12 protein-coding genes are annotated in these 11,550 nt (G+C 42.3%); all 12 read right to left on the reverse strand.

Annotation, left to right across the window (positions count from 1 at the left end):
* Nucleotides 1–31: 31 nt before the first annotated feature.
* Nucleotides 32–1,075, reverse strand: a complete 1,044-nt coding sequence (locus IDSA_RS05445) for a DUF5677 domain-containing protein (protein ID WP_034774847.1) — start codon at nucleotides 1,073–1,075, stop codon at nucleotides 32–34.
* A 123-nt stretch (nucleotides 1,076–1,198) separates the two neighbouring features.
* A complete protein-coding gene (locus tag IDSA_RS05450; RefSeq protein WP_051986085.1) occupies nucleotides 1,199–1,699 on the reverse strand; it encodes a hypothetical protein in 501 nt (166 codons plus the stop codon).
* 556 nt (nucleotides 1,700–2,255) lie between these two features.
* On the reverse strand, nucleotides 2,256–3,107 hold the full coding sequence (locus IDSA_RS05455) for a hypothetical protein (protein ID WP_034774848.1): 852 nt from the start codon (nucleotides 3,105–3,107) through the stop codon (nucleotides 2,256–2,258).
* A 50-nt stretch (nucleotides 3,108–3,157) separates the two neighbouring features.
* The gene (locus IDSA_RS05460) at nucleotides 3,158–4,945 is read right to left on the reverse strand and encodes an ATP-binding protein (RefSeq protein ID WP_034774849.1); all 1,788 of its coding nucleotides are present in this window, start codon (nucleotides 4,943–4,945) and stop codon (nucleotides 3,158–3,160) included.
* A 297-nt stretch (nucleotides 4,946–5,242) separates the two neighbouring features.
* Nucleotides 5,243–5,776, reverse strand: a complete 534-nt coding sequence (locus IDSA_RS05465) for a restriction endonuclease (RefSeq protein WP_034774850.1) — start codon at nucleotides 5,774–5,776, stop codon at nucleotides 5,243–5,245.
* A complete protein-coding gene (locus IDSA_RS05470) occupies nucleotides 5,776–6,702 on the reverse strand; it encodes a TIR domain-containing protein (RefSeq protein ID WP_034774851.1) in 927 nt (308 codons plus the stop codon). Before IDSA_RS05470 ends, IDSA_RS05465 begins: the two co-directional genes overlap by 1 nt.
* A gap of 81 nt (nucleotides 6,703–6,783) precedes the next feature.
* Nucleotides 6,784–7,893, reverse strand: coding sequence for a TIR domain-containing protein (locus tag IDSA_RS05475; protein ID WP_034774852.1), 1,110 nt, complete (start codon nucleotides 7,891–7,893; stop codon nucleotides 6,784–6,786).
* 822 nt (nucleotides 7,894–8,715) lie between these two features.
* A complete protein-coding gene (locus tag IDSA_RS11815; RefSeq protein ID WP_051986086.1) occupies nucleotides 8,716–9,045 on the reverse strand; it encodes a hypothetical protein in 330 nt (109 codons plus the stop codon).
* 1 nt (nucleotide 9,046) lies between these two features.
* Nucleotides 9,047–9,292, reverse strand: coding sequence for a hypothetical protein (locus IDSA_RS11820; RefSeq protein ID WP_051986087.1), 246 nt, complete (start codon nucleotides 9,290–9,292; stop codon nucleotides 9,047–9,049).
* Between the two features lie 10 nt (nucleotides 9,293–9,302).
* Entirely contained in the window at nucleotides 9,303–10,022 is a 720-nt protein-coding gene (locus IDSA_RS05485; RefSeq protein ID WP_034774853.1) for a hypothetical protein, read from the reverse strand.
* Between the two features lie 44 nt (nucleotides 10,023–10,066).
* Nucleotides 10,067–10,471, reverse strand: a complete 405-nt coding sequence (locus tag IDSA_RS05490) for a hypothetical protein (protein WP_034774854.1) — start codon at nucleotides 10,469–10,471, stop codon at nucleotides 10,067–10,069.
* A 513-nt stretch (nucleotides 10,472–10,984) separates the two neighbouring features.
* Nucleotides 10,985–11,550: serine hydrolase domain-containing protein (locus tag IDSA_RS05495; protein ID WP_034774855.1), on the reverse strand; the 566-nt coding region annotated here is incomplete at its 5' end.

An 11,550-nucleotide genomic window follows, 5' to 3' on the forward strand; every position in this document is an offset into this window, starting at 1 on the left:
ATGCTGATTCGGATGTAAATCTAACGCTCCACTAACCTGCGCCGCTTGCGGCGTCTGTGTTTAGTGGCTTTTTAGATTGTGTTTGTGATTTCGCTGAACATTTTAGAAATGACTCTCCGACAGCATCAACGTATCGCTGAATCAGCATCAGAAACAATGTTGAAGTAGTGTAATCAAGCTCATTATCTTCATGGATATGTGCTGTTAAAAATGCCGAAGTGATTTGCGCTAAGGTTATAGCTGTCATGTGTGCTGGTTCAACCATGCCAGAATTCGATTGGCCAACTAACAAAATATCTTGTTTTGCTTCAGACATTGCAAACAATGACAACATTTCGCTGTAGTTAGCGTGTACATTCCTGCTTGCCAATTTATAGTTGTGAGACCATTTTCCTAACCCTACATCTTCGCGCAATTTTTCAAGCTTTGAAAATCCTGCGTATTTACTAGCCCAATGAAAGTGGCTTTCTCCACCTGATATTTGCTCCTTCAAAGCTATAGCAGCCGATATTTCACTTCCATCATATGGTTGAAGGTTCATATCTTTTGCTGTCTTTTGGTACTCTTCCATTCCCTCAACAGCCTTAACCTTTCCATGACGAACGTAATCTTCAGCGGCATCACGTCCATACTTGTTAATAACCAAAGAAGTAACCGAAATCTCGAATAGTGAGCGCCATCTTGCGAGAGCTCCATCAGGGTAGCCCCCTTTTAGGAGCAGAATTATTTCCCCTGTAATACGGCAAGCATTCGCGTGCTGGCGCATCAAAACGCCAAGCAATGGGTCGGTTTCATATTCGGGAATAGATAAAAAGTGCTTTTGAAACTCCATGCCAGCTTCAATTGAAATTTGACGAAGCATCTCTAGTTTTTGAAAACCATCTTTCCACCTCAGATAGTTTCTTTTATTGAACTCTTCAAAGACTAAATTTAGCTCTTTTAGATTTTCGTCTTCAGAAGCATTTATTAGCTCATAAAGGTGTAAAGAACTTCTTTCTAATAGCTCTGAAAGTTCATACGGCTCAGAGGATTCATCTAACTGCTCTTTAACATTTTTTATAATTTCTTCAAACATGCAATTTTCCTAAGAGCAATCTAAAGCAAAGCACACGAGCGACGAGCCGCGTAGTGGGTTGACGTCCCAAAGACCAACGGGAGAGAGTGATGCGTATTGTTAGAAAGCTTATACCTCATAGATTCAGGTCCCAGCCTCATACTTCACTCTTGCCGCTATAGACCCGGCAAAAAATGAACAAGTGATAGTAGTAAACAGATCTAGCATATCTTTAAAATCAGTAGGCACAGGCCAGCTTTTATTTTCATAACTTACATATTGTTCTAGATAGTATTTAATTGGTAACATATCTTTCTCGGTCAATCGTTTATTCAGTTTATGTGAGAACTGGTTACGAACAGAATTAAGATGCTTTACTGCTGGCATAAAACCATATGGATCAGGAAAAGTTAAACCACTAATTAGAGCCATTTTCTGCGAAAAGCTCAATTTTGCAGAGTCCCAGCCGAATTTACTATCTGAGCCAGTCATCAAAAACTGATCCATATAATGTTCGATTATTAAGTGGCAACTTAGGATAAAACCTAACTCGTCAAAATCTATATCATCCAGCCGATGCCAAATTACGTTACCTTCCTCAACCCCACCAAAGGTGGGTGGTAAAATACGCTTTTTTTTCATCATTCGGGACTCTGAAATTTGAATCTATAAGAACTCGATTTTTCTAACATTTATATATTTTGCGTGCGCACTTTGTACTCTCTTCAATTGAATAGTTGCGAGCTCTTAAGTTGCTGATTAAGCGACCATAGCTGCCTTTTGAATGGTCTGAGTTAGTAAAGTAATTTGAGCATGCTCAGTTGCATTCTAACGTACACACATTATCTAACTCTAATTTTTTGTTATGTCATTGACAGTAAACGACTTAAATACACAAAACAACAACAAAGCGCACAATGTTGCCGAAGTGAATGTGCCGTGCATCGCTAGCGACGCCCACACTTACTAATAACGGGACGGCTAGTCACTAGTTGAAGTAGGCTGAAAGTCAGAAGGTCCGCTATTCGCTCAAAACCGACATAAGCACAAACAAAAATGTCCATGCCCGAAATCAGCGCTCTTTCCACTAAGTTATCACAGGGATCCTCGTCTTTATTGCCCTTCATGATCTTTGCAATGCCACCCACCTGCCGCCTACTAAGCTATCCGAAAATTTTACTAACTTGGTCAATGGCTCCGATCAAAACCTATAAAACTCTGGTTCCCACGTCTCAATTGGAATCTGATTTTCAATACTATCGATATTGTCGAGGAGCTTTAACAGTAGTTCTTTTTTACCCAGCTTACCAAGGCACCAAAAAAAATATCCCAGTTCATTTATCTTATTTACACTGTGCACAACCGATAAAGCAAACTCATCATCAACGGAACGGTTTGCAGCGATAGATGCAGAAAGAAAGGACACCGGGGCATCTTTTTTTAAGAACTCAACTTTACTAAAGTCATCCACGGCAACGCGCTTAAGCACATCATTTTTGACCCTAAACTTGATATTCGGGGCATTCCAAATCTGAAGAAAGTGGTTGGACAAGAACGATAAGCTTCCATACTTAGAAAGCACCTCAAGACAATGACTATCAGAGTATTTTTTCCATGCCTCCCAAAGCATACTTTCAACATCTTTTATTGCCGCCGCATCTATCAGGGAGAACGCTCGCTTCCTATCAAGGACTGCGGGAGATAGCAGTTGGTATTTTATGAACTTCAGTCGCTGAGCTTTGTTTAATCCAGAACCAAATATTTTGATGCTGGTCCCTAAGGAAATTCGCCTTCTTCCTTCAGCTATATAAAACTCTCTTAAAAGCTTCTCGATAAAGTTTTCTGGAAGCCGTTCCCCACGCCTTTCAATACGCTCCAATATATGTTTGATAAAATTATTTCTTATTTCAGTCTTATTAAGATAAGAAAAGTACTGCGCACACAGATCGTTTATGTCGAATGTAAGGAAGAGTGCATACTCAATACTGTCGAACGATCTGGCCTTTTCTTTTTTCTGTAATTTTTCAAATATTATCTCGACGTCTTTAGTCATACTTTATCCTAAGTTTTCTTTCTGACGATACTAGATCTGACAATAGGTCATCAGTGGCACCGTTGCTGAATTTCACTAAACCACTTTAGCAGTTCACCATCAGGATCTCGTTCATCGAGCCGCGCCTTCGTCATCTTCTGAACCGCTCTCCGGTTAAGCCGTTTCTTTGCTGTCTGATCTTTTACACCCGACTGAACACCCACAAGATTTGGCACGTCACAATCATCTGTAAACTCTAGAGTTACCCCTAGCGCTTCGGCAATAGCATCCGGGTGAAGATAGTTTTCAGCTTCCCGTTTGCTCGTGACAAACGCAATTGAACCATCCCCTCTCTCGTTTACCGCGTCACAGGTGGCCTGATACTTAGGAGGGGTCTTATCATCTCTGTCGTAGATGTGAACCTCTGGTTTGCCAATACTCTTAAGATAATGATTATTCACCCAGTCTCTCAATGTGTCGCCCCCGAGGGGGATAATTACTACCCGAGGATCATTATCGAAGTCGGGCGCATCATAACCTTCACTAAGTAATACTCTGGACATTCCCCTAAAAAAGGCAATATCGTTCGGCCCCTCTACACAGACAATCACTTGGGCTCTGCTATCAGGAAGCACACCTAAATCTTTGGCAATAAGTTCAAAAACATCGTTTCGGTTGGCATTCACCTCTATCTCACCGGTGTCTCCTCTGAAGATATGCCTGATACTATCCACGGGAAGTTGTTCAGCAAGTGCAGGTACATGGGTCGTCACAACTATTTGACAACCATCTTTGTCAGCCATTTCACAAAATGCTTCAACAAGCAGTTTCTGCTTATCCGGGTGTTGGGAGGTTTCAGGCTCCTCGATAGCATAAATAACGCCACGGTCCTGATATTGTTGCTTTATACGTTCAGCTTCAGCTTTAAAAAAGCTAATAAGGACTAGCCGGCGAACACCACTACCCCGTTTATTGATAGGAATATTGTCGTCACCTGATAATGACAGCTTAAATATCCCTTCCCATTTGGGATCAGCTTTGAAATCTGGAGTAAGTGATGTCGCCAGCTCAGGGTCTAATTCACTCAGATGCGAAAGTGTACTTTCTGCTACGGCCAACGCTCTGTACTTGACCTGTTCTTTTATCTCCTCCAATTGAGGAGTCAAAGATTCGATGGCTTGGGTAATAGCCATCTTCATAGGATCCTGAACTTCAGCTTCCTCATCAGTGCTCGGTCTATCCGCTCTAAACAACGCAAAATGCGGCAAATGATTCTGGATTTGTTCCAAAATTTTCTTGCCATCCTCCTTAGACAGCGCCACTTGTTGTGCCTTGAGCTTCAAATCATCTATGGATTCATATATTGCAGTACGCAGGCTAGCGCTTGAACGATTATCCGTTGCCACAACACCGAGTGAACCTGCTAATTGCTTCAAATCATCATGCTTTTTTAACAAAATACCTTTTGCGTTTTTTGCAGAAGGATGTAAACAGTTAGCGACAAAAGTACCGTTTCCCTTCCCTTTATTAAACACCTTGGAAATCGAGAGCGTACCTCGCTCTGTGACGAGATATTCTTGTTGAAGCGATGTTGTTGAAGCAGTATCGATGATCAGTTCACCGGGCAACGCATCAAATTCACAGGTAATAACAACATCATCCTCCTTTCCTGCATACACAGATTTATCACCGAAATCGTACTTGCAAAGTTTATGGCCGAAAAAAATCCCTAATGCATCTAATATGGACGTTTTACCGACGTCGTTGCGGCCGATAAGGCCATTCATATCCGTAAATTCGACAGTAGTGGCGTGTTGATAGGCTCGAAAATTTTCGATGGTTAGCGATTTCAGTCTCATTTTATCTTCCTTGACTAATTTACAACGGCTTGGTTAATTACAGTCTTGCACACAACATACTGATAGCAAGGATTCACAACAATCATCTCACGGTCGATCGAACGTAGCCACCGAGGTCTATAACTGTTTTCATTGCCTTAAGACCGACCAATAACTAAGATGTTCGTGCATTTGCCAGCACGGAATGACTATTAACTTTTCCCCCTTTAAATCGTAACCGATTTATTGTCTCACCCTTTTCTCACCGCTAATTTTGAATGCAACGAACACTTTATCCAGATATTACAAACTATTAAACTAGAACACTCGATGCATATAGATCTTGCAATACCGATCTTTTACCAACTCAATAAATTCCTTAATCTCGTAAATATCTCTTAGGTCATCCATTCTTACGACGACTATTCGAATACCATCCCTTGTAAGATGCTCGTGTAATCGATAAACGGCACCTCTATTTTGATCATTTCCATTCACGAAGTCTCCTGTAACTCCATTGGCGGCTATAAAAACCCCAGTTGTAAGATGTTTTAGCCGAATTTTGGCCGCAAAGCTGTCTATCAAATGAGCGCCAGCGGGGCGTGACCAGTTTTTACACTCTACCGATATCAAGTTATCCCAAGGTTGAAATACTTCTGATGTTTTTGCGTTCCATAAGAGAAGATCAACTTCTTCTGCTGGCCCATTAATATTAGTTTCTCTTACTTCAATCCCGTCAATACAGTTAAAAAGATAACTCGACAAGCGCTCTAGAGATTTACCTTTATCGTGATTAGTTTCTGCATCATCAACAGAGTCTATATGCATAGCAAAGGTCGCTGAGTCAAACATTAGCCACCTCTATACATAATGTTCAGGAGCTGTTGTCTTATTGCCAAGTAAAGGTCTTTTGGTTTTTCTATATCAATTAAGTCGTCTCTGTCTAAGGCGACAATTAAAACTCCATATTCTTCTCTCAGTCTGTTTGCGAATGAAGCGGCATTCCTTTTATTTTTCGCTGTTGTCAATAAAAGCAAACTCCGAAGCCCTTTTTTTCTAATGCTTTCTGCGAGTCTGGACCACTGATTGGCATTCAGGAAGTTGAGCGCTTTCAGCTCTACGGGTATAGGATTTCCAAGCAATTGTAACTCTGGATCATCTGCTGAATTCCATAGCATAAAATCAAAGGAATCCCGCACGTTTGGTTTATCAGACTCGATCACTTTCCACTGGTTTATGTTCCTTGCTAAATCAAGAAACCATTGCTCAAAAAGTCTATTTCTTTTTGACCCACTGAAAGCATAAAGATCTCGATATCTAAGGACAGGCGCATAATCGTTAAAATATGATTCAAAGATGAAACTAGAATCGATATTTGAAAAATGGATAGGGACGTTCGACTTAGGACTATCATCTATAGCCCGAAATATTTCATACGCCACGTATTCGAAACTGTTACCTTCAGTAATGATGCATTTTTGGAAAGAAAAGTCGAAGGGAATATTGCGATGAGAATCAGCTATAATTATTACGTTCTTTTTTGAGCCATGAGCCAAGCCAATTTCATAGTAAATATTAGGACTACCTTTAGATATATAAAATACAATCACGTCACACATTTCTAGAATTGACTGTATTTTATTTATCGTCGGTAACTCAGGATTCAGTCGATTTATTGTCTCGACACGGATCTCCTCCCGCCCGTCAAAATTTAGCAATATTTTAGATATCGGCTCTTCAATATCTATGTTGTCTGTTATAAAGCCAACTCTTTTCACGGTATCCCTTCTTCTTTATCCCTAGTAAAGCATTACAGCCAAAGCGGCGGCGCTTTTTTTGTGTCTGCCTACCGTTGCTCGTTAAATTTTTTCTGCCTTCATGACATTAATTGCTTCTAGTAACTTAATGGTTGCTTCGCCATCCATATTTTCCCCGGTATAACGAACTTCGTATAAGCCTTGAAGGTTGCTTGGCAACTTTACACCGTCCTTGACCAAAAGAATAAAGCGCTTTTTATAGAGCGCCATTGCCGCTCCAATTTCTATCAATACATTGGGGTTCAGCATGACATGCTCCTTCGCCTCTTTGTCCAAGAGCATTAGCTCATCCTCCACATGTATTATTGCGGCACCGCACCCTCGCATATCATTCATAACTTTTTCTGGTACAGGCTGAGATACGGATTGTTTTTCCATCGAAACGACCGCTTCCATCTCGCCAAAACTTAACAGCTTCTTAATAGGCTCAATGAAGGCTTTGTTTTTCCCATGTGTAATAAATACTTTCTTGCTATGCGAGGTAGAAAGCGCCGGCTGTGGACTAGAAGGTGAATTGGGAACTTCTGACTGATTCAAAAAAGTCTGGCCTGAAAAGTCATCGGCTTCGTAAACAGATTCATCGTCCTCAGGCAATGAGCGTGAAGGCTTAGTTCTTGTGGATGCTAGATTGACGTATTTCTTCCCTTTAATTTCGGTAATGAGTTCCAGGCTTTCGGCGCCCGCTAAAATAAGAACCAACACATCTGATACTCTATCCTTAGGAACCCCCATGCTTCCCAGCACATTTTCGGCTATTTGATTTTTCGGAATAGGAGAACCGTCATACTTTCTTAAAAACTCACCAATAATTTTTGGCTTTAGGAGAGCATCTCGCTTCCCATACATATCAGTGCCCTCTTCAAGAGGTTCAAGAATCTTCCTCGCTAAATCAGTCAACGCTATCTCCTGAGATTGCGCTCCTCCTTCGGTAAGGCCGTAGGCTATAGAAGAACCGGTTAGCATTCGGAACTGAGAAGATGTTGGTGACAAATCCATAGCTGCGGCCACGTCAATAGGCTTAGCGGGACCTCCTGCATAATTTTCAAACACTGCTATTGACACTCGCATGGCATGCTCAAGAGAATATGCTGGTACATCAGACTGATTCAGTCGCTTTTTACGAGGAGCCTTTTCTTTTTTTTCGTCAGCCATACTAACTTCCTTTTTAATATTTGAATTTCAACCTAAATCTAATATTTAAATACTAAGCACGCGTTGTATCTATGAGACAACACCCGTGCCCATTAAAACTCATAAATATAGCGGAAGCCTTTATCTTTCAGCGCTACGCCGCGTATCAACGCGCACGAATCAACACAGCAACCAAAAGAAAACCGAGCAAAAAAGAAAGGCGCTTCCTTGATGATACTATCTGAGCGGGCTCACGTGCGGTTGCTGAACCACCAGTTTTGCTGACATAACCCCATTGGCGCGCATTTTTTTGTTCTTTCGTTAAGTTACTAAATTGTTTTTGGGGTGGCAAGTTTTATAAGAGGCAGTATTGCCGCGCGTCTCGATAAATCCATCTCATAGCGGTACATACTATCTTTATCGAATAACCTGCTTAACCGAGTAACTGATTTTATGGCAAATTAACGATGTATCAACCTAAAATAGGACGTTGAGAAAATTTAGTTAACAAGAGCTCGAAGTCGTGTCCGGTACTAGTTTTTAATCACCTAATAGGTCTTTTTCGACGGAGTTATCCCCAGTTATTTTATGACTGCCAGATTTGTGCTAGAGCGGACGCTAGGATCTATTTTGAATGGAGAAAACTTGAGAGTGACTTAATTGAGTAGCGTTTTTTCATCTAAAACTCTAAATCTATCTATTGGAACCCACTAATACTGCTCTCCACCGAATAAATAAGAGCACTGGATTTAGAGGCTAACGTCTGTATGGACTCCTTTGTGAGATTGACTTGATTTCCATCTTTATCGAGACCCGCCCTATAGACACAGTGATGTCTTATATTTACCGCTTCAAAAGCCAAGTTATATCGCAAAAATCACAACCGAGAACCTCTGTAAACATGGCTTTCACTTTTGCAATATCGTGGAAGATAAGATCTCTCAGATAAGATGCTACTGGTAACGGCAGGTTTTCGTGCTTTTCATAAATTTCTTTTAACGTGAATTTAATTTTTGAGAATACTGGGTCGGTCTCAATAAGCTTTCTTATTAAAGCCTCTGAGTTGGTAACCTTATGAATAAATGTTGAAGCTAGGTATGATTCAACGGCCGCAACGATGTGCCCATGCAACATTGCAAGTAAGCTGAATTGCGTCTCTTGAGTTGCCTGCACTTCAAAAAGCTTCTCGAACACTTTGGATTTGTGTCTCAAACTTACCAACTTGGGATTGGGTGTATATATACCACTCTAACTCCTCTGGTTGATACCATTCTTCTTCGTGTTCACAATATTCCTCATAAGCCTGGACAGCCTCTTCCCACTCTTCGGAGCCTTCTTCGCCAGCATAGTTTTCTTCGATCCATTCGTACATCGGTTCAAGAGCTTCCTGCTCCATCATCCATTCTTTTGCTCTACCCATAATTTAGTCCTTATTGGATGCCTTGTACGATTGAGGTATACCGCTTATTTAAGCGGGGTGAGGTTGCGCGTCCAGCCGAAACGCAAAATTTGGGAGAGGACTTGAATGACTTGTTAGCCATTAACCGAGCTCCTTGATCTGGCCCTAAGGGGGCTGCACTGCTTGTCAGTGCGTTGTCGGCAATATTTTCGATGAGCGTATAGCGTCTTCCGTATATCTGCGGTAGCGTTCCGGACTTGCGAATGAAATACTTCAGCATAATCTTCTGTTTGAAAGCCAGCGATCGTTTTAGCTCCCTATGATCTGGCTTGTCTGGCTTCAAAAGCAGAGTTATATGATGAACTTCTTGCATGACAGAAAATGAATAGTCATCCAGAGTTTGTTGTAGCTGAGGTGGAGTGCCCGGGCGCTTCAAAAAGCTGTATTGCATATCCAGATGAGTACAGACGCTAGATAACCATTCACGGATATCTTGGAGCCAGCCCAGGCTTTCACTAGCAATAATATTTGCACGAAGCTTCTTCTCTTCAAGCCTAAAAGCTCTCTTGCTCCTCTTTAACTCATTAAAGAACTGCAGAAGCCCGCTTACAATAGCACCCGATATTGCAGCGGAAGCAGCTATCTCTGCCACCCAAAAACTTATATTTGTGGAAGTATTTTCAGCGATTTTCGGAGAAGTAACATTTCTGTCATTATTCCCTCTGGCACGTCGTTCATAACCGAAGGCCACACAATATCCGTCGGAAGCCCCACGCGCGGAGTTGAAGGGGGGGGTTAGCTGCGAATTTCAGAAAGTATTTCACTAGCCAACGACTCCATTTTTTCAAGACCTATATCCGCTTTTTCTAACTCCGCACTTTCAAATTGACCAGGAGCAGCCCAATGCTTGCCCTTCATCCTACAACGCTGTGCTAAGGCCTCAATACCTAAATCCTCAAGCCTAAAACTAAGTTCAGTCCAAGCTTTACTTAATTCAGCTTCTGTTTTGTGATCTTTACGGCCTGTTTCATTAATTTGACGGACATAAACAGATGTCTCTTGTGCGGCAAGAATAACTTGTCGCAGTGCGTTTACAGATTCTTTTTTGCGCGCTGTGCTGGCACGTTTTAGGTTGACAACCCAGCTTCCAGCATGCTTAACCAGCTCCCAAAGAGAGACTGACGTGACTAGATCTACCATGCTTGTACCTCAAATAGCCTCATAGCAGCTAACGTTTGTATCTTGCGCTTGCGCGCTGTTTGACTTATTAGGCTGTTGGTTGCTAATTTTATAAATTACTGATCACCCTACCCTGCCAAGCCCGTCGGAACGAGCCACGACAACTTGAGTGTGTTAGTTTTCACTCTATCGGGCGGGACAATATCCAGCTTTGATTTTTACTATTTAATTGACAGTAAACGAGTTGAATAAACAACACAATAACAAGCTTTACAATATTGCTAAGATAAGTGAGCCGGGCGTAGTTAACTTCATCTTTACTTACTAAAAACAGGACGGTTGATCACTAGTTAAAGCAAGCAGAGAATTTCAAAAAAGGCCAAAGGTCCGCTCCCTGCTCGTAGCGGACCGACAGTGCCAGGAGCGGACGTTGATGCAAAAATTCAGCAGCGAAGGCGCAAATATGGCCTACGCTGCGAAGAGGAGCTTTACGCGCCTACGTCCGCTGAAGCAATCGTTATGTGGATATATAACCTACTCCCAACACCTGTAGCCATCGCTCGGGATAGTAGAGTCGACAGCCTGTGCAGCTTCCCACCCAAGCGAAAGTGGAGACAGCGCATTCGGCGTATCTTCACGATTAGTAAGTACGATAACCGACAATCCGGTGTCGACGTCTCTAATATAAGCCGTACCGGAATAGCCACCATGATTGAGAATGCGGCGCCCATTCGCGACGACCACTTGCCAGCCGCGGGCATAGCCCCAAGTATCACATTGCCGGCCTGTATCGAACGGACGCTGGATCTCCCAAGTGGCTTCCAGCGCCTTGCGATTGATAAGTTTCGGGTCCGACAGTTCCGCCTCCCAGCGAATCAAGTCGTCAAGTGAGGACATCACACCGAAGTGGGACGTCAGAGCGAACTGCCAAACTCGGCGATTCCGTTGCAACTCGCCGTCATTCCAGGCATAGCCTTGCGCCAGGTGCGGTACAATTCTCCGCTGGTCTAAGAGATGGGTCTGATCCATCCCCAGAGGGCGAAAGAAAGTTGTCTCCATGAATTCTGCGTAAGACTGCCCGGTGACCTCTTCGATAATGA

Source organism: Pseudidiomarina salinarum (genome assembly GCF_000753715.1).
In the GTDB taxonomy this organism is placed as follows: Bacteria; Pseudomonadota; Gammaproteobacteria; order Enterobacterales; family Alteromonadaceae; genus Pseudidiomarina; species Pseudidiomarina salinarum.